Annotated in this window: 12 protein-coding genes and 1 pseudogene; 2 read left to right on the top strand and 11 right to left on the bottom strand. The window is 56.7% G+C overall.

The window, feature by feature from the left end:
- Window positions 1-297 precede the first annotated feature (297 nt).
- Window positions 298-3,273 carry an alpha-mannosidase gene (locus H7R76_RS21870; protein ID WP_182966485.1) on the top strand — a complete coding sequence of 992 codons (2,976 nt, stop codon included), beginning with the start codon at window positions 298-300 and terminating at the stop codon, window positions 3,271-3,273.
- A 66-nt stretch (window positions 3,274-3,339) separates the two neighbouring features.
- Here H7R76_RS21870 and H7R76_RS24980 read toward each other — a convergent pair whose 3' ends face one another.
- From H7R76_RS24980 to acs, 5 genes are all read right to left on the bottom strand, one after another.
- Window positions 3,340-3,825 carry a type 2 periplasmic-binding domain-containing protein gene (locus H7R76_RS24980; protein WP_227673933.1) on the bottom strand — a complete coding sequence of 162 codons (486 nt, stop codon included), beginning with the start codon at window positions 3,823-3,825 and terminating at the stop codon, window positions 3,340-3,342.
- A gap of 6 nt (window positions 3,826-3,831) precedes the next feature.
- Window positions 3,832-4,635: an ABC transporter substrate-binding protein gene (locus H7R76_RS24975; RefSeq protein ID WP_227673932.1), complete on the bottom strand. Its 804-nt coding sequence runs from the start codon at window positions 4,633-4,635 to the stop codon at window positions 3,832-3,834.
- Between the two features lie 288 nt (window positions 4,636-4,923).
- Window positions 4,924-6,573, bottom strand: a complete 1,650-nt coding sequence (actP, locus tag H7R76_RS21860; RefSeq protein WP_035895955.1) for a cation/acetate symporter ActP — start codon at window positions 6,571-6,573, stop codon at window positions 4,924-4,926.
- Window positions 6,570-6,884 carry a DUF485 domain-containing protein gene (locus H7R76_RS21855; protein ID WP_106928512.1) on the bottom strand — a complete coding sequence of 105 codons (315 nt, stop codon included), beginning with the start codon at window positions 6,882-6,884 and terminating at the stop codon, window positions 6,570-6,572. Before H7R76_RS21855 ends, actP begins: the two co-directional genes overlap by 4 nt.
- 128 nt (window positions 6,885-7,012) lie before the next feature.
- Window positions 7,013-8,971, bottom strand: a complete 1,959-nt coding sequence (gene acs, locus H7R76_RS21850; RefSeq protein ID WP_182966483.1) for an acetate--CoA ligase — start codon at window positions 8,969-8,971, stop codon at window positions 7,013-7,015.
- A 414-nt stretch (window positions 8,972-9,385) separates the two neighbouring features.
- Between acs and gltP the strand changes: the two genes are divergently transcribed.
- The gene (gltP, locus tag H7R76_RS21845; protein WP_182966481.1) at window positions 9,386-10,699 is read left to right on the top strand and encodes a glutamate/aspartate:proton symporter GltP; all 1,314 of its coding nucleotides are present in this window, start codon (window positions 9,386-9,388) and stop codon (window positions 10,697-10,699) included.
- A 127-nt stretch (window positions 10,700-10,826) separates the two neighbouring features.
- Here gltP and H7R76_RS21840 read toward each other — a convergent pair whose 3' ends face one another.
- The 6 genes and pseudogenes from H7R76_RS21840 to H7R76_RS21805 all read right to left on the bottom strand — a co-directional run bounded on the left by H7R76_RS21840 (window position 10,827) and on the right by H7R76_RS21805 (window position 18,780).
- Window positions 10,827-11,510: a tetratricopeptide repeat protein gene (locus tag H7R76_RS21840; RefSeq protein ID WP_106928506.1), complete on the bottom strand. Its 684-nt coding sequence runs from the start codon at window positions 11,508-11,510 to the stop codon at window positions 10,827-10,829.
- A gap of 92 nt (window positions 11,511-11,602) precedes the next feature.
- Window positions 11,603-13,740: pseudogene (gene fdhF / locus H7R76_RS24970) on the bottom strand (formate dehydrogenase subunit alpha).
- Between the two features lie 289 nt (window positions 13,741-14,029).
- Complete coding sequence (locus tag H7R76_RS21820) at window positions 14,030-15,484, bottom strand: MdtP family multidrug efflux transporter outer membrane subunit (RefSeq protein WP_182968057.1); 1,455 nt, start codon at window positions 15,482-15,484, stop codon at window positions 14,030-14,032.
- 2 nt (window positions 15,485-15,486) lie between these two features.
- Window positions 15,487-17,454 (bottom strand): multidrug efflux transporter permease subunit MdtO, encoded by a 1,968-nt coding sequence (gene mdtO / locus H7R76_RS21815; RefSeq protein WP_106928502.1) that lies wholly within the window; start codon window positions 17,452-17,454, stop codon window positions 15,487-15,489.
- Entirely contained in the window at window positions 17,454-18,485 is a 1,032-nt protein-coding gene (gene mdtN, locus H7R76_RS21810) for a multidrug transporter subunit MdtN (protein WP_106928500.1), read from the bottom strand. Before mdtN ends, mdtO begins: the two co-directional genes overlap by 1 nt.
- 19 nt (window positions 18,486-18,504) lie before the next feature.
- The gene (locus H7R76_RS21805) at window positions 18,505-18,780 is read right to left on the bottom strand and encodes a YtcA family lipoprotein (RefSeq protein ID WP_182966477.1); all 276 of its coding nucleotides are present in this window, start codon (window positions 18,778-18,780) and stop codon (window positions 18,505-18,507) included.
- Window positions 18,781-18,849: the final 69 nt, after the last annotated feature.

Below are 18,849 nucleotides of genomic sequence, written 5' to 3'. Positions count from 1 at the left end.
ATTAAAAATTTAAAGTGATCATCGTCATTCTTTTTTATAAAGCAATCGTGATGCTTATCACCTGCTGCGGTGAATAATGTGATCTTATGCAAGATGAATCTTAAGGGATAAATAGGATGGAGTTGAGCATGAAAATATATTGAGTATTAATTATTTATTAAATAAATAGGTATTAAATATTTACCTTCTTATTTTTCTTTTTTTGTCGCGAGTCACGGATTTCAATATTCATAACTTATCTACTACCTGCGCTTTATTTATCTTTCCGCCCGCCCTTCGCCTATAAAGGAATATTGCATGCTCAGCTTCGATGATAAATTACTGCGTGGTATTGATTATCAAATTCAACAAATAAAAATGGCGATCTATACGCCGGTGTGTGAATTAACGGTAAATGGATTTTTGACGCCAGAACCGGTGCCTTTTGCCCGGCGTGAACAGGGTGAGCCGCATGAATTTCACCTCGGAGAACGCTGGGGAGCGCTGTGGGACTGTGCATGGGTGAACGTGCGCGGCGTGGTGCCGGACGGTGTGAAGGTGGAAGAGGCGGTGGTGCTGTTCGACTGCGGCGGCGAAGCGCTGGTGGTGGCGAGCGACGGCACGCCGCTGCGGGGGCTGACCAACGTCGACTCCACCTTTGAGCCCAGTCTTGGCCAGGCGGGGAAAGTGGTGTTGCCGCTGGAGGGGCGGCGAGAGGTCGATCTGTGGCTGGATCTGGCCTGTAACGATCTCTTTGGATCGCTGCGCAGCGGCGTGCTGGCACAGGCGCATATTGCCACCTGCAATGCGGCTTTGCGCGATCTTTACTACGATGCCTGGGTGTTGGCCGATCTGCTGGGCTGTCTGGATCGCGCTTGCGCCCGCTTCAAGCGCGTGTTGTCCTGCCTGAGCGAGGCGCTTAACGGTCTGTCCCGCTACGATGATGAAACGATTGCGGCCTGCCGGCGGGGGCTGGCGGTAGAGCTTAATAAGCGTGGCGGCGATCCGACGGTCAGCGTGGTGGGGATCGGCCATGCGCATATCGATCTTGCCTGGCTATGGCCGATCCGGGAAACCAAACGCAAGGGCGCGCGCACCTTCGCGACGGCGTTGGCACAGCTAGCCGACGATCCGGACTACCATTTTGGCGCCAGCCAGCCGCAGCTGTTTCAGTGGGTGAAGGAGGACTACCCGCAGCTGTATGCGCGCGTGCAGCGTCAGGTGCGAGAAGGGCGTTTTGAGATTCAGGGCGACATGTGGGTAGAGGCGGATACGAACGTGCCCAGCGGTGAGTCGCTGGTGCGTCAGTTTCTCTACGGCCGCCAGTTCTTTCAGCGTGAATTTGGCCAGACGACGCGGATGCTCTGGCTGCCCGATGTGTTTGGCTACAATGCCAACCTACCGCAGATTATGCGCAAGTCTGGCGTTGACTACTTTATGACGCAGAAGCTGTCGTGGAATGAGCATAACGCCTTTCCCCACCATACGTTCATCTGGCACGGAATTGACGGCAGCAGCGTGCTGGCGCATATGCTGCCGGAAGAGACCTACAACGGCCCAGCCGCGCCGCGTAGCATTCGGCGTATTGAAACGGCCTACCGTGAAGCGGCCGTCTGCGACCAGGCGCTGATGCTGTTTGGCATTGGCGACGGCGGCGGGGGCCCTGGCGAAGAGCATCTGGCGCGGCTGCGGCGAATCAAAAACCTCAGCGGTATCGCGCCGGTGAAGCAGGGCTACGCGATCGACTTCTTCCAGCATATTGCCCAGCGCTGCGAGCGCTATCCGCATTACCACGGCGAGCTGTATCTGGAGAAGCATCAGGGCACGCTGACAACGCAGGCGCGCAATAAGTGGTTTAACCGTAAGCTGGAAAATGCGCTGCGCGAGCTGGAGTTTGTCGCCAGCCGCCGCTGGCTGCACGATGAAACGGCGTACCCAACGGCGCAGCTTGAGGCTATCTGGCAAGAAGCGCTGTTGTACCAGTTCCACGATATTCTGCCGGGCTCATCCATCAAGCGCGTGTACGACGAATCTGTCGCCCGCTATGAGGCGCTGCTGGCGCAGGTGGAACAATTCATCGGCGATGGCCTTGCGCGCGCAGGCGAGCGGCCCGATGCTTTCGTCATTCATAATCTGAGCGGTTTCGATCGCGAAGAGTGGCTGATGCTGGCGGGCCAGCCCGCACGCGTGGCGGTACCGGCATTTGGTTATCGGATCGTTGAACCCACCGTGCCTGCGGCGCTTCCGCAGGCGGTGGCGCAGCCGCAGCGGCTGGAAAACGATCTGCTGTGTGTTGAGTTTAATGCGCAGGGGCATATCGTGGCGCTGGTGGACAAGCAGGCCGGCCGCTCGCTGCTGCAACCTGGCACCGTCGGCAACCGGCTGGCGGTGTATGACGACATCTGCGGCGACTGCTGGGATATCGACATTACCTACCGTCAGCGTGAACCGGCGTGCTTTGAGATGATCGCGACTTCGGCCCGACGCGAAGGCGCAGCCGCCGTTGTTGAGCAGTACTATCGCTATGGTCGCTCGACGCTGACGCAGAAAATCAGCCTGCAACCCGGCAGCAAACGGCTGACCTTTGAAACCGTCGTGGGCTGGCATGAACGCGAGAAAATGCTGCGTACCGCCTTTGCGGTGAACGTGCTGAGCGAACGGGTAAGCTGTGACATTCAGTTTGGCAAAATTCGCCGCAGCGCCAGGGTCAATAACGTTTATGACGCAGCGCAGTTTGAGATTTGTGCCCATAAGTGGATTGACTACTCGCAGCCGGATTACGGCGTGGCGCTGCTGAACGACAGTAAATACGGGCACTACGCCAAAGACGGCGTGCTGGATCTCAATCTGCTGCGCTCGCAGCGCTACCCGGGCGTCAACGCCGATGCCGGCGAGCATCGTTTTTCCTATGCGCTGTTCCCACACTGCGGCGATGAAGTGGTGGGTGCAGTAAACCGCGAGGCGTATTTATTCAACAACCCGCTGCGGGTGTATCAGGGTGCTGCGCGGCCGCAGGAGGCCGAAGAGGGCGCATCGTTTGTGGCCTGCGACTCGCCGCATGTGTGCCTGGAGACGGTCAAAAAAGCGGAAAACGTCCGCGCGCTGGTGCTGCGTGCCTATGAGTTTGACGGCGTGCAGGCGGCGGCAACGCTCCGGTTACCGGAGGGCGTGACGTGCTGCTACCTTGCCAACCTGATGGAGGAGGTGGAAGGGGAGATCGCGGTCGTAGAGGGAAGCGTGACGCTGATGTTTACGCCGTTTGAGATTAAAACGCTGCTGCTGATGTTGCCGTAAGGCAGCGAATGACGCGGACTGCGGCATCAACCCTCTCCCCTGTGGGGAGAGGGGCAATCACCGCCGCTAATGACGCGCTGCAGACCGCTTCATCAACCGCTCAGCCTTTGCCACAAAGTCATCTGCCGCCTGTTCCGGCGTCATCCGCCCGTAGTCCATATTCTGTCGCGCCTCCTTGAAAAAGGACTGCATTTTCTGATCCTCCATCCACGACGTGGCCGTTGATTCAGACGTTAACCTCTGTGCGGCGTTAAATCCGGCGACCGACGGATTGTCATTGGTCAGCGTGCCGTTGTCGGTGAGCGTTTTGATCGCAATGCTGCTCAACGGAATGCCGTTCTCCAGCCTGATGGCTGCAATGGCCTGCGGATCGTTGAGCAAGAAATTCAATAGCTTTGCCGCCTCCTTCGGATGCTTCGTTACCTTGCTGATGGCATAGGTCAACGACACTTTAAAATAGGCGCTGGCGTTAGTGGCTCCGGGGTACATGACATAGTCACCCAGCACCAGCTTCGCCGGCGGCGTCAGCTTTGGCGCATAGTACTGAATCACCACGTTTCAGGTGTAGGTGCCCGCCCATTTGCCGTCCTGCCAGTATTTGCTGTCGATAAAATCGAATTTACCGAACGAGGCGAGGTATTTCGGGCCGGGCATCACGTGATCGTTGACCAGACGCTGAATAAAATTGAAGGCTTCATGCCACTGCGCTTTGCTCCAGGCGAAGTGGTTACCATCGGCGGTAAACATTGGCGTATTGTACTTTTGCGACATATAACAGTTCACCATCAGGAAGGTATCCTGATCGTTAAAAATAAGCGGGTAATACTCATCGCCGAGCCGCGTTTTAAATATTTTGCCAGCGGCAAACAGGTCGTCCCAGCTTTGCGGGTAGGTGAGCTGGGCCTTTTTCCAGGTTTCCGTATTGTAATAAAACCCGGGCACGTTCAGCGAAATGGGAATCGCATTTAGCTTGCCATTAATGGTCGTGGATTTTAATTCTTTCGCCGGATACTGGCTGAGGTCGAATACATCACCCAGTTTGTTGATATCGTAAAACCCATCGCCGGCGCGGGAAAAAATGGGGAACCAGGGCCAGTTAATTTGCATCACATCCGGCTCCTGGCCACCGGATATCTGCGTGGTCATGCGCTCAAGATAGCCGTCCCAGCCCATATACTCGGCGTGCACTTTGATCCCCGGATGACGAGCTTCAAAGTCTTCCAACGCTTTGAGCATCACTTCGTGGCGTGATTTCCCTCCCCACCATGACATTCTGAGGGTGACATCCTGCTGAGCGAAGCTGGAGGCAGCCGTTAGCAGGCCGCTCGCGCAGAGCAGGCTGACGCAGAATAAACGTTTCATGAATTATTGCTCCTGTAGGATAAATACAATGAATTAATAAAAGGCTATTTTTGTTATTAGCTAATAATATTAGTCAGAGGAGCATAGAAATAATTTTTCGTCAGCGAGTGGGTAAGGGGAGCAGAATAATAAAAAAAGCGGAGAAAAATTCTGGAGTGGAAGGCGCTTCACAACCTGGAAATAATCATTGTGAAGTGGGATACGTATTCCCGGTGAATAAACGTGACGGGCTTCATCTGCGGGGGATAAAACTGTGATCCCCGGCCTGGAAGGCCGGGGAGGATAACATTAATGTGCACGGCCCTGGTCGATGCCCAGACCGGTCTGCGAACGAATGAACTGCGCGCGGAACTGCTCGCGTTCAAGATTACCTTCGGCGGAGTTATCGGTAGCAGAGAAGAACCAGATCCCGATAAAGGCGATGGCAATCGAGAACAGCGCCGGGTATTCATACGGGAAGATAGCCTTCTCGTGACCGAGGATCGTCACCCAAATGGTTGGGCCGAGGATCATCAGCACCACCGCCGTCAGCAGGCCCAGCCAGCCGCCAATCATCGCGCCACGGGTGGTCAGCTTCGACCAGTACATGGAGAGCAGAATGATCGGGAAGTTGCAGCTTGCCGCGATGGAGAACGCCAGGCCTACCATGAACGCGATGTTCTGATTCTCGAACAGAATACCCAGCAGAATCGCCACCACGCCCAGCACCAGTACGGTGATTTTAGAAACCTTCAGCTCTTCACGTTCGGTCGCGCCTTTCTTAAAGACGTTAGCGTACAGGTCGTGAGACACCGCCGAAGCGCCCGCCAGCGTCAGGCCAGCAACCACCGCCAGAATGGTGGCAAAGGCGACCGCAGAGATGAAGCCCAGGAACAGGTTACCGCCTACGGCATCGGCCAGGTGAACCGCCGCCATGTTGTTGCCGCCAATCAGCGCGCCCGCGGCATCTTTAAACGCCGGATTCGCCCCTACCAGCATGATCGCGCCAAAGCCGATGATAAAGGTCAGAATGTAGAAGTAACCCATAAAACCGGTGGCATAGAACACGCTCTTACGCGCTTCGCTGGCGTCGCTGACGGTGAAGAAACGCATCAGGATGTGCGGCAGACCAGCGGTACCAAACATCAGGCCGAGACCCAACGACAGCGCCGATATCGGGTCTTTCACCAGCCCGCCTGGGCTCATGATGGCTGCGCCTTTCGGGTGCACCGCCATGGCTTCAGTGAACAGATTATTGAAGCTGAAGCCGACGTGTTTCATCACCATAAAGGCCATGAAGCTGGCGCCGAACAGCAGCAGTACCGCTTTGATGATCTGTACCCACGTGGTGGCGAGCATGCCGCCGAACAGCACGTACATCACCATCAGCACGCCCACCAGCACCACGGCGACGTGGTAGTTAAGGCCGAACAGCAGTTCGATAAGCTTGCCCGCGCCCACCATCTGGGCAATCAGGTACAGCGCCACGACCACCAGTGAACCGCAGGCGGAAAGCATACGGATTGGCCCCTGCTTCAGTCGGTAAGAGGCGACGTCGGCGAAGGTGTAGCGACCGAGATTACGCAGACGTTCGGCAATCAGGAACAGAATAATCGGCCAGCCAACGAGGAAGCCGAGCGAGTAAATCAGCCCATCGTAGCCGGAGGTGTATACCAGCGCGGAAATACCGAGGAATGACGCCGCTGACATAAAGTCACCGGCGATCGCCAGCCCGTTCTGGAACCCTGTAATGTTGCCGCCAGCGGTGTAGTAATCGCTGCGTGAACGTACGCGCTTCGAGGCCCAGTAGGTGATATACAGCGTCAGCATAACGAAAATCAGGAACATGATAATCGCCTGCCAGTTGGTCGGCTGACGCTCAACGTGCCCGCTAATCGCATCGGCCGCGTTGGCTGCGAAAGGAAGTGTGGCGGCAAGCGCCGTCAGGACTTTCTTCATGATGCTTTTACCTCACGCAGTACGGCCTTGTTCAGGCGATCGAATTCGTTGTTAGCCCGCCAGACATAGACGCCGGTCAACAGGAAGGAAATGACGATAATACCGATCCCAATCGGGATACCGCGCGTGACGCTGGTGCCCGGATGGAGCGGCGTGCCAAGCCAGCCAGGGGCAAAAGCGATGAGTAAAATAAAGCCGACGTACACGACTAACATAATCAGCGATAAGAAGGTGGCAAACCGTTGCCGTTTTTCGACGAGCTCCCTGAAATGCGCACTATCTTCTATCTGCTGACAAATTTGATCATTCATCACAGAGTCTCCAGAGGTACAGGTTGTTGTTGTTTTAGAGCTGTCTGTTGCCGGATGGCGACTGGCGTCTTATCCGGCCTACAATTCGCGTAGGCCCGGTGAGCACAGTGCCACCTGGCAAACTGTCGTTATGACGGCATCGTGATGGCCTGCTTCTCTTCCAGCAGTTTATCCACCACGCCAGGATCGGCGAGCGTTGAGGTATCGCCGAGGTTGCTGGTGTCGCCCGCAGCGATCTTGCGCAGAATGCGGCGCATGATTTTGCCAGAACGGGTTTTGGGCAGCGAGTCGGTCCAGTGCAGCACGTCCGGTGTTGCCAGCGGGCCAATCTCTTTACGCACCCAGTTGCGTACCTCGGCGTACAGCGCTGGCGTCGGCTCTTCGCCGTGGTTCAGCGTGACGTAGGCGTAGATGGCCTGGCCTTTAATGCTGTGCGGAATGCCGACGACGGCCGCTTCGGCAATCTTCGGATGCGATACCAGCGCTGATTCAATTTCTGCAGTCCCAAGGCGGTGGCCGGAGACGTTCAGCACGTCATCGACGCGGCCGGTGATCCAGTAGTAGCCATCTTCATCACGACGCGCGCCGTCGCCGCTGAAGTACATGTTTTTGAAGGTGGAGAAGTAGGTTTGCTCAAAGCGCTCGTGGTCGCCAAACAGGGTACGCGCCTGGCCCGGCCAGGAGTCGGTGATAACCAGGTTGCCTTCGGTCGCCCCTTCCTGCGGATGGCCTTCGTTATCCACCAGCGCGGGTTGTACGCCGAAGAACGGACGGCTGGCGGATCCCGCTTTCAGCTCGATAGCGCCCGGCAGCGGCGTAATCATGAAGCCGCCGGTTTCGGTCTGCCACCAGGTGTCCATCACCGGGCACTTCTCGTTACCGATCTGCTTCCAGTACCATTCCCAGGCTTCCGGGTTAATTGGCTCACCTACGGAACCCAGGATGCGCAGCGATGAACGATCGGTGCCCGTCGTCGCTTTATCGCCCTCGGCCATCAGCGCGCGGATGGCGGTTGGTGCGGTATAGAGAATATTCACTTTATGTTTATCAACCACCTGGCACATGCGCGCCGGGGTTGGCCAGTTAGGCACGCCTTCAAACATTAGCGTCGTGGCGCCGCAGGCCAGCGGTCCGTACAACAGATAGCTGTGGCCGGTAACCCAGCCCACGTCGGCGGTACACCAGTAGATGTCGCCCTGATGGTAGTCGAAGACATATTTAAAGGTGGTTGCGGCGTACACCAGATAGCCGCCGGTGGTGTGCAGCACGCCTTTCGGCTTGCCGGTGGAGCCCGAGGTATAAAGGATAAACAGCGGGTCTTCGGCGTTCATCTCTTCCGGCTGGTGCTGGTCGCTGGCGTTTTCCAGCAGGTCATGCCACCACAGGTCGCGGCCTTCGTACCAATCGATGTTGCCGCCGGTGCGCTTGAGCACCACCACGTTTTCGATAGTTTTGACGTTCGGGTTTTTCAGCGCGTCATCGACGTTCTTTTTCAGCGGCACATTACGTCCGGCACGCACGCCTTCATCAGAGGTAATGACCAGGCGGGCGCTGGAATCAATAATGCGACCGGCCACCGCCTCCGGCGAGAAGCCGCCGAAGATCACCGAGTGGATGGCACCAATGCGGGCGCAGGCCAGCATGGCCACCGCCGCTTCCGGCACCATCGGCATATAGATAGCCACCACGTCGCCTTTTTTCACGCCCAGAGAGAGCAGTGTATTGGCGAAGCGGCAAACATCGCGGTGCAGTTCGCGATAGCTAATGTGTTTACTTTGGCTGGCATCGTCGCCTTCCCAGATGATGGCGGTCTGGTCGCCGCGGGTTGCCAGGTGGCGGTCGAGACAGTTAGCCGCCAGGTTCAGCGTACCGTCTTCGTACCATTTGATGGAGACATTGCCGGGAGCAAAGGAGGTGTTTTTAACTTTCGTATACGGCCGAATCCAGTCGAGGATCTTTCCCTCTTCACTCCAGAACGCGTCCGGGTTGGTGACTGACTGGTGGTATTTGGCCAGGTATTGCTCCGGGTTTATCAGGCAGCGGTCTGCAATATTTGCAGGAATAGGGTGTTTATGAATTTGGCTCATGCTTTTTTTCTCCTTGTAAGATGTTAATAATATGTCTCATAAAAGTTAATAACAGAGGTACGTGTCGCTTTGTTTACTATTTGCGCGGCAGATCACGCATTATTGGAATTGTTCAAATAACGTTCACTTGAATCTTTGAACGAAAATAATTACGGAAGGGGATTTATAGAAAATGGAGGAAAAATTTTGTTTTTATAACAAAAACTTATAAATAATTACTGGTGGAAATTAGCAGTAATATGATTTTTGTCAGTGAAAAGCCCTGTTCTGAAAGGGTTGCGCGAGACACCGTACAGATGATACTGATACTGCGCGTTAAAAACCTCTAAAAGTAAACGCAACACAAATCACCCCCTTTCAAGTGAATACCATTCCTGTATGGCATGGTGTTTTTCATTGAGGAAGTTTGCCGTTATGAAGAAAACACGTGTCAGCTTAGCCTGGCAAATTCTCATCGCCCTCGTGCTGGGTATTATTCTGGGTAGTTATCTGCATTATCATAGCGATAGCCGTGACTGGCTGGTTATGAATCTGCTGTCCCCGGCTGGCGATATTTTCATCCATCTGATTAAAATGATTGTGGTGCCGATTGTTATTTCGACGCTGATTGTCGGAATAGCCGGCGTTGGCGATGCAAAACAGTTGGGGCGAATTGGCGCCAAAACCATCATCTATTTCGAAGTGATCACGACGATTGCGATCATTATCGGTATCACCATGGCCAACGTGTTCCAGCCGGGTGCCGGTATTGATATGTCGCAGCTGGCGACGGTGGATATTTCGAAATACCAGAGCACAACGGCAGAAGTGCAGAGCCACGCGCATGGCCTGATGGGCACGATTCTGTCGCTGGTGCCGACCAATATCATCGCCTCCATGGCGAAAGGCGATATGCTGCCGATCATCTTCTTCTCGGTGCTGTTTGGCCTGGGCCTTTCTTCGCTGCCCGCGACGCACCGTGAGCCGCTGGTGACGGTATTCCGTTCAATTTCCGAAACCATGTTTAAAGTGACCTATATGGTTATGCGCTACGCGCCGGTCGGCGTGTTCGCGCTGATTGCCGTCACGGTCGCTAACTTTGGCTTCGCCTCGCTGTGGCCGCTGGCCAAGCTGGTGCTGCTGGTGCACTTTGCGATTCTGTTCTTTGCGCTGGTGGTTCTGGGTATTGTGGCGCGCATTTGCGGGCTTAAAATCTGGATCCTGATTCGCATCCTGAAGGACGAGCTGATTCTGGCTTACTCTACGGCCAGCTCCGAGAGCGTGCTGCCGCGTATTATTGAGAAGATGGAAGCGTACGGCGCGCCGGCGTCAATCACCAGCTTCGTGGTGCCGACCGGTTACTCCTTTAACCTCGATGGCTCTACGCTGTACCAGAGCATCGCGGCTATCTTTATTGCCCAGCTGTACGGTATCGACCTGTCCATCTGGCAGGAAATCGTACTGGTTCTGACGCTGATGGTGACCTCAAAAGGGATTGCCGGCGTACCGGGCGTCTCCTTCGTAGTGCTGCTGGCTACGCTGGGCAGCGTAGGCATTCCGCTGGAAGGCCTGGCCTTTATTGCTGGCGTTGACCGTATTCTCGACATGGCGCGTACCGCGCTGAACGTGGTCGGTAATGCGCTGGCGGTGCTGGTGATTGCCAAGTGGGAACACAAATTTGACCGCAAAAAAGCGCTGGCCTACGAGCGCGAGATGCTGGGCAAGTTTGATAAAACTGCCGATCAATAATAGAAAAGAAACAACAACGCCGGGCATGCCCGGCGTTGTTATTTTTGTGGTTTTGTAGGACTGATAAGCGTAGCGCCATCAGGCAAGCCTGCGTACATTGCCGGATGGCGGCGAGACCTTATCCGGCCTACTCAGAGCTTAACTTATCAAACTCCTCGCAGCCGGTATCAAACCCTTCCGTACAGCTCAGATTCAGCCACTGTAGCGCCTTTTGTTTATTGGGCGTGATAAACCCTTTCTCACCGCTCTGGAACATCATGCCTGCCCAGTATTCGGCATAGCCGGTACGTGACAGCGCCGAGCTATTTTTGAAGTAGTCGGTGGCTTTTTCATCGTCTTCTTTCACGCCTACGCCGTTGGCGTAAAGCAGCCCCAGCAGCATCTGCGCATCGACCGCAAAGTCGTTTTCAGTATTCATCGATGCCTGCTGTAGCAGGTTGATGGCGCGCGGGTAGTCGGTCTTGCCCGCCTGGCTGTTAATTAAAATTCGCGCCAGGATGACCTCACCGGCTTTGCTACCTGCGTGGGTAGCTTTCTCCGCCAGCGCCCTGGCCGCCGGATAATCCAGGCTAACCGGATTAGTGATTTTGATCTGCGCCAGCAGCGCGCAGGCGTCGGCATCGCCGGCGTCGGCGGATTTCTGCGCCCAGAATTCGGCTTTACTCAAATCGCCTGAGCTAAACCAGGTATCGGCCAGATAATACTGCGCGCGCGCGTCTCCGGCCTCGGCGGCCTGTTGATACTGGCTGCCCGGCTCTTCGGCGTGTACTGACAGCGTGGCGAGCCACAGCAGTGCTAAAAGTCGTTTCATTGTTTTATGTAGGTGGTCGAGGAAGTGGGCAGTATAAAGAGAATACGAGGATAAAAAAACGCCCCCGAATGGGGGCGTTGAAACGAGTCCGCTTAGCCCATTGCGCTTTCGCGCAGGCGAGCCTTCAGCTTATTATACTCATCAATAACATACTGCTCTGCGGCACGCTGGTCGGCAATCGGCTCAACGTTGACGGCGCAGTATTTATACTCAGGCGTTTTGGTAATCGGGCTCAGGTTCTCGGTTACCAGTTCATTACAGGCCCCAATCCACCACTGGTAGGTCATGTAAATCGCGCCTTTGTTCGGACGGTCGCTAACTGCCGCACGGGTGATGATTTTGCCTTTGCGGGAGTTCACCCACACCAGCGCTTCATCCTCAATGCCTAAACGCGCCGCATCGGCGGTGTTGATCTGGGCATAGCCCGGTTCATCCGCCAGCGCCGCCAGCGCCGCACAGTTGCCGGTCATCGAACGGCAGGAGTAGTGGCCGACTTCACGCACCGTCGACAGTACCATCGGATACTCTTCGGTGAGCTTGTCGATAGGCGCTACCCAGTCGCAGGTGAAGAACTGCGCCAGGCCGTTCGGGGTGTCGAACTTCTCTTTGAAGAGGTAGGTCGTCCCCTGGTCGGCATCCGAAGTATCGCGGCAAGGCCACTGGATAAAGCCCAGTTCGCCCATCTTCTCGTAGGTGGCACCGTAGAAATCCGGGCACAGATGACGCAACTCGTCCCAGATTTCCTGGGTGTTGTTGTAATGCATCGGGTAGCCCATACGGGTGGCGATTTCACTGATAATCTGCCAGTCCGTTTTCAGATCCCACTTCGGCTCCACGGCTTTAAAGAAGCGCTGGAAGCCACGGTGAAGACGCCTTCATGCTCACCCCAGGACGTTGACGGTAAAATTACATCCGCCGCCGCCGCGGTTTTGGTCATAAAGATATCCTGGACGATAACCAGTTCCAGATCTTCGAACCCTTTACGTACCGCAGAGAGTTCGGCATCGGTCTGTAACGGGTCCTCACCCATAATGTACGCCGCGCGAACTTCGCCATGCGCCGCGCGGTGCGGCAGTTCGCTGATGCGATAGCCGGTGTGCGCAGGCAGGCTTTCCACGCCCCAGGCCTTGGCGAACTTCTCGCGGTTGGCCGGATCTTTCACGTACTGATAGCCCGGATAGGTATCCGGCAGCGCGCCCATATCGCACGCGCCCTGAACGTTGTTCTGGCCGCGGACAGGGTTAACGCCGACGCTTGGCTTACCGAGGTTGCCGGTCAGCATGGCGAGGCTGGTCAGGGAACGCACGGTTTCCACGCCCTGATAGAACTGGGTGACGCCCATACCCCACAGAATCGCCGCGCTTTTGGCGCTGGCATACATCCGCGCCGCCTGACGAATTTCCTGCGCGCTGACGCCGGTAATGTCTTCGACGGACTCTGGCGTGTAGCCTTCGACAATCTTACGGTACTCTTCAAAACCTTCGGTACGGTTAGCGACAAACGCCTGATCGTACAGATTTTCTTCAATAATGACGTGCCCCATCGCGTTAAGCAGCGCGATATTTGAGCCGTTTCTTAAAGCAATGTGCATGTCGGCAATACGCGCGGTTTCAATTTTACGCGGATCGCAAACGATGATTTTCGCCCCGTTACGTTTGGCGTTAATGACGTGATTCGCCACGATAGGGTGAGAATCCGCCGGGTTGTAGCCGAAAATAAAGACTAAGTCAGTGCCATCAATTTCATTGATGCCGTTACTCATTGCGCCGTTACCGACCGATTGGTGCAGACCTGCAACCGAAGGGCCGTGTCAGACACGTGCGCAGCAGTCGACGTTATTGGTACCAATAACGGCGCGCGCGAATTTTTGCATGACGTAGTTTGTTTCGTTACCCGTTCCGCGTGAGGAACCGGTTGTCTGAATAGCATCCGGGCCGTATTTCGCTTTGATCGCGCTCAGGCGATCGGCTACGTAATTCAGCGCCTCGTCCCAGGAGACGGATTCCAGCTTGCCGCCACGCTGGCGACGAATCATGGGGGTTTTCAGACGTGGCGTCAGGATCTGGGTATCGTTAATAAAGTCCCAGCCGTAATAGCCTTTCAGACACAGGGTACCCTGGTTGGTTTTCCCCTGAGCCGCCTCTGCCCGGACGATTTTTCCGTTATCGACCACCAGGTTGATTTTGCAACCTGATGCGCAATACGGGCAAACCGTGACGACTTTTTTCATCGGTCTCGCTCCAGTTAATCAAATCGCGCATACGCGCTGTCGCCCTCAGTATGCATCTTTTATGCCACTTTTTTATTGTGGGCATTCCCTGATAATACGGGTGATTTCTGGGCAAAACCCTGACGAAAAACAGGCTGTCGTCATATTTGACGTGTCGAAGGGAAAAGCCGCGTGACGGTAATCACGCGGCGGGGACTGCCTGACGGGCCTGAGACCTGTAGGGCGGATAAGGCGAAGCCGCCACCCGGCAACCTGCGCCAGCTACCTGGTGGCGCTAGGCTTATCAGGCCTACTCGCCGGGGGCGGCCTGATAGCCGCCGCCCAGCGATTTGATCAGCTGGATGCTCTGAATCACGCGTTGGGTATCGATTATCAGCAGTGACATCTGCTCGGCAAGCACCGGCAGACGCGCTTCGGTTGCCTTCAGGCGGCTGCCGAGACCGCGGCCAAAAGCGGCTTCGGCGGCGCTCTGGGTATAGCGGGTGGCATCTACCCGTTCGGCCTGCATCATCCGCTCGTCGTTGAGCGTTTGCAGACGGGTACCGTTAATGGCGACATCGCGCACCGCATTCAGTACCGACTGGTTGTAGCGTTCTATCATCATGTTGCTGGCGGCACGGGTGTTTTTCAGGTTGGCGTTGAGGCGACCGCCGTCAAACAGCGGCAGGCGCAGGCCGGGGATAAAGTTAATTTGTCGGCTGGTCCCCTTAAACAGATCGTTGATATGAATCGCATCAAGGCCGAAGAACATTTTGATATCGAAGCTGGGGTAGAATAGGGCCCGCGCGGCATCGACCCGATCGAGCGAGGCCTGCACGTACCAGCGCATGGCCTGAAGATCCGGCCGGCGAGCGAGCAGTTGGTAGGAGAGCGTTGCCGGGATCCCCGTCTGTACCTGTGGCAGCGCCGTTGGCTTGATGTCTAACCGCGTATCGGCCCCCGCGCCCACCAGCGCGCGTAGCGATTCGCGTGTCTCTTTGAGCTGGCCTTTGGCTGCGGCGATTTGCTTATCGACGGCCAGCATCTGCGCCCGTGCGCCGTGATACGGCACCTTCGCTTCCAGCCCCTGGGCCACTTTGCTCTGATGCGCTCGTACCGCGTAATCAATCACATCGCGGGTTTGCTCCAGCAGGTCGAGCATCTGATAGCTGGCCTGCATGCTGTAGTACAGCTGCGCGACGGCCACCGAAAGCGACAGTTCGACGGCGGCAGTTTCTGCGACGGCCGCGTTTTGCGCGCCGATGGCCGCTGCGACGGCCGAACGGTGCTCGCCCCACAGATCGAGATTCAGCCCGGCGACCAGGCCAACGGTGGCCTGCGTGTAGTATGGGCCATCCATACCAAGCTTCGGCGCATCCAGCGCATAGGGGCCAAGAAAGCCGTTGGCGGAGGCTCGCTGGCGGTTAATCATGCCTAGTGCCGCCATTTGCAGCTGCGAGCCGCCCTCCAGCAGTTCGGCCTGAGACTGCGCTTGTTCTTCACGCAGCCTGGCTTCAGTAAGGGTGTGGGAACCGGAGAGCGTTTTGTCTATCAGCGCCGCCAGCTGTGGGTCGTTAAACTGCCGCCACCACTGCGCCTGCGGCCAGCCGCTACTGGCCAGGTGGATGTCATCGGCCAGTTTGATTTGCTCCGGCGCCAGTTGCTGATGCGGCGAGGCATCTTCGCGGATCAGCGCGCAGCCTGAGAGCACCGTCGTGCTCGCAAGCAGACTGCAAAGGAGTAAAGGAGAAAGAGAACGGATCATGGTCATGGGGTTCCTTGCGCCTGTTTTCCGGCCGGAAGGGCCGCCCGGTGAGTCCAGTCGGGTAAATGGGCTATCTGCTGCATCACGCCTTGGGCATGCGCGGCGAGTGAAGGGGGATATTCAAAAGGGGCTACCGACGCCGTGATGCCATTTTCCAGACTTGCGGCGTAGTGCTCCAGGGCTTCGGCGAGCCGAGGCTCGGGAGCGGAAGCGCCCTCCCAGCGGTAGAGGATCTCGCGACCGCAGGCGATAACGGCGCGGCTGTTGGCCAGCAGCGCGCTTCGCGCGTCGGCGTCAAGCTGATGCTCCAGCGCGACGCGTTCGGCCATTTCTTCACAGGCATTAAAGGCTGCATGGCAGCCGATGCGCAGCTGTAAATAGCTGCGCTGGGTCGCGGGTTCCTGCTGCGGAAGACGCAGCATTTTGCCAAGCATACCCAGTGCGGCGGCCAGCTTTTTCGGCAGAGCCTGGGCTTCGCTTTCCGGCCAGACAAAGGTATACACGACGGCGGAAACGGCGGTGCCAATCAGAATACCGACGGCGCGATCGCGTATTTCGGTCAGATCGTAAGCCGGGCCAAAGACGTTTTCGACCGTCGCCAGCGCAAAGGTGACGATCATCTGTGTGCCGATATAGGACGATCGTTCCGATCCGGTAGCGATCCATGCGCCGAACAGGAAAATGGGGGCCAGCAGACACAGCAGCTCGGCGATGTTATCCAGCCACGGCATGATGAAAATGGTGACCAATAGCGCCAGTACAGCGCCGCAGACTGCGCCGCCGAAGCGTAGCGCCATTTTCTGATACGACGATCCGATGCTGGGGTTGGCGACAATCACGCAGGTCAGCATGCAGGTGTGGATCCCTTCCCAGTCGACGCCGGAGTAAAAGACATAGCAAATCATGCAGGCCAGCAGCGTTTTCAGCGCATAGCGGATGTAGTGAGGATTCGTGAAGGCATCTGCGGCCATGGATGGTGGCTTCACGGCGGGCGTGGGCGGCGTGTCAGGATCCATCTGCCCCAGCAGACGTAGCTGTTCGCACAGGTTCTCAAGGCCGTATTGCCGGGCGATGGCGTGCTCATCGTCGCTGAGCGTCCAGCGGCTCTGCCAGCACTGACCGGCGGCAATGGCCTGACGTAGCGACAGCATTTCATCTCTTAGCCTGTCGGTGAGCGCACGCGGTGCGGTGCCCGAGTAGCGGTTGAGCGTGGTATACAGGAAGGTCACGGTGGAGACGCAGCACTGCCACCAGGCGCTGCGCGCCTTCCAGTCGGCATCATCGGCCATACAGAAGACATTCAGCTTCTGCAGCGCCAGCGCTTCCCGCTCGACGTATTTTTCCGCCAGCGGTGCGGCGGGCGTTGCCAGATGGCCAAGCGCGTCATCGAGCCTGGCACACAGCGCTTCCTGCATCTGCTTTCCGGCGCGCAGAGGAAACCAGAGCACGCCAAGCAGTACCATCAGCAGCGTTGGATACAGGCCAACCACAATGCACCAGAGGGTGAGGCGTACAACAATTTCCGGGTAATCGAGCATGCCGGGAAACGTCTGACCATAGACCGCGATGATTGCCACGGCGAAGAACAGCAGCCCCAGGCGATGGGTGCGCATCATAAACATGCAGCCGATCAGGATAGCGCTGGCGATAATCATGCGTGCCAGCGGATAGCCGTACGACCATTTGTAGATAAGAAACAGGCTGCCGATTTCCAGTACCGTCGCCATGATGAACAGCACGGCGACGAATTTAGTGTAAAACGCGTTCGACTGTACGCCGTAAAACAGCACCGCCAGCGAGATGGCCATAAAAGGGATCTCGAAGGTCATGGAGATCAGCACCACCAGCAGACAGCCCGCCCATAGCTGCATGGTGTGGGTGAATCGCCCGGGCCGCTTCTCGCTCAGCTCCTCACGGAAAAATGCCAGCAGCCTGACCAACGGTAGCGGCAGGTAGGAGAGTATGTTCATTATGGCGACTCAAGCGTGGCAACCGCCGAGGCTCCGATGCGGAACGTCTCTGCGTCTGGCTTGTCGACCATAATCTTCACCGGGAAACGCTGGGCCACGCGTACCCAGTTGATGGAGCGCGCAACGCGCGGCAGTCCGCCCATCACTATACCGCCGTCGTCGGGCAGCACGCCGTAGCCGATGGAGTCTACTTTACCGCTGAAGGCTTTACCGCTGTCACTCATCAGATGTACGGTGGCGGGGGTGCCTGGGCGGATATTTTTCAGCTCGGTTTCTCGGAAGTTGGCGATCACATACCAGTGGCGGGTATCAATCAGCGTGAAGACCGGCTTCATGGCCGAGGCGAACTGGCCGATGGCGGTTTTCAGCGAGACCACGCGGCCGTCGAACGGTGCGCGAACCGTCGCCATCTCAAGGTGCAGCTTAGTCAGCGCAATATCGGCCTGCACCGCGACGCGCTGGGCGACCAGCGCATCAACGCCGCTCACCGCGCTAGCGGCCTGCTGCGCTTGCAACAGCACGGCGTTAAGATCGGCTTCGCTGGCGCGCTGGGCGGTTCTGGCGCGGTCGACGTCTTCGGCGGAAACAAATCCCTGGGCCAGCAGCGGTTCGGTGCGCTTCAGCGTATCGCTGGCCTGTTTGGCCGCCGCGCGCGCTTTGGCTACGGTGGCTTCAACGGAGCCGGCCGCAAATTTCTGGGCATCAACGCTGCGCTGGGTCAGCATAATTTGTTTATCCAGCGCGGCCAGCGAGGCTTCTGCTTTGGCGAGGCTGGCTTCATAAGGCCGGGGGTCTATCCGAAACAGCAGGTCTCCCTGCTTAACCTGCTGGTTATCTGCTACCGCCAGTTCAACGATACGGCCACTGACTTCGGGCACCACGTCAATGGTGTCTGCGGATGCATAGGCATCGTTAGTGGAAGGCGACGTTTCCATGCGCCAGATAACGAATACCATCACGACGAGGGCGAGCAGGGCCAGCGCCAGCGCGTGGGCTTTACGACGAGGAACGTTTTTCTGCGTGCTTTCCATTAGCGCATCTCAATATAAATTAGAAAAAGACCAGCCAGAACAGCATGGAGTAGAGGGCAAAGAGGGCGGTATAAACCACGCCGGCCAACGGCATGGCGTGACGCTTACGTAAAAGAATTCGCCGGGAGAGCAGCGTGAGAATAACGCCGACAATCATGCACAGAAGCCAGCCGGGGTAATAGGCGCCAATAAACGGAATGGCGGGGGGCAATGAACACCCGGCGAGCATCACGAGCGGCGTGAAACAGGCCCCTTTTATTAGCGAACGGATGGCCCTGGATTTAACGATTTGCATAATAAAATACATCCTGTGTATTTCGAACAATATCCGGAGTGAATATGAAATAACGTAAAGCGACAGTAT

This window comes from Klebsiella sp. WP8-S18-ESBL-06, assembly GCF_014169755.1.
In the GTDB taxonomy this organism is placed as follows: domain Bacteria; phylum Pseudomonadota; class Gammaproteobacteria; order Enterobacterales; family Enterobacteriaceae; genus Kluyvera; species Kluyvera ascorbata_B.
The sequence above is the reverse complement of the archived record's forward strand: the minus strand, read 5'-3'. Positions and strand labels throughout refer to the sequence as shown.

Bases quoted from the DNA above. Each gene is read 5' to 3' on its own strand.
- H7R76_RS21855 (WP_106928512.1), bottom strand. From the start codon at position 6,884: ATGAATGATCAAATTTGTCAGCAGATAGAAGATAGTGCGCATTTCAGG.
- H7R76_RS21870 (WP_182966485.1), top strand. From the start codon at position 298: ATGCTCAGCTTCGATGATAAATTACTGCGTGGTATTGATTATCAAATT.
- H7R76_RS21805 (WP_182966477.1), bottom strand. From the start codon at position 18,780: ATGCAAATCGTTAAATCCAGGGCCATCCGTTCGCTAATAAAAGGGGCC.
- gltP (WP_182966481.1), top strand. From the start codon at position 9,386: ATGAAGAAAACACGTGTCAGCTTAGCCTGGCAAATTCTCATCGCCCTC.
- mdtO (WP_106928502.1), bottom strand. From the start codon at position 17,454: ATGAACATACTCTCCTACCTGCCGCTACCGTTGGTCAGGCTGCTGGCA.
- acs (WP_182966483.1), bottom strand. From the start codon at position 8,971: ATGAGCCAAATTCATAAACACCCTATTCCTGCAAATATTGCAGACCGC.
- H7R76_RS24975 (WP_227673932.1), bottom strand. From the start codon at position 4,635: ATGAAACGTTTATTCTGCGTCAGCCTGCTCTGCGCGAGCGGCCTGCTA.
- mdtN (WP_106928500.1), bottom strand. From the start codon at position 18,485: ATGGAAAGCACGCAGAAAAACGTTCCTCGTCGTAAAGCCCACGCGCTG.
- actP (WP_035895955.1), bottom strand. From the start codon at position 6,573: ATGAAGAAAGTCCTGACGGCGCTTGCCGCCACACTTCCTTTCGCAGCC.
- H7R76_RS21820 (WP_182968057.1), bottom strand. From the start codon at position 15,484: ATGATCCGTTCTCTTTCTCCTTTACTCCTTTGCAGTCTGCTTGCGAGC.
- H7R76_RS21840 (WP_106928506.1), bottom strand. From the start codon at position 11,510: ATGAAACGACTTTTAGCACTGCTGTGGCTCGCCACGCTGTCAGTACAC.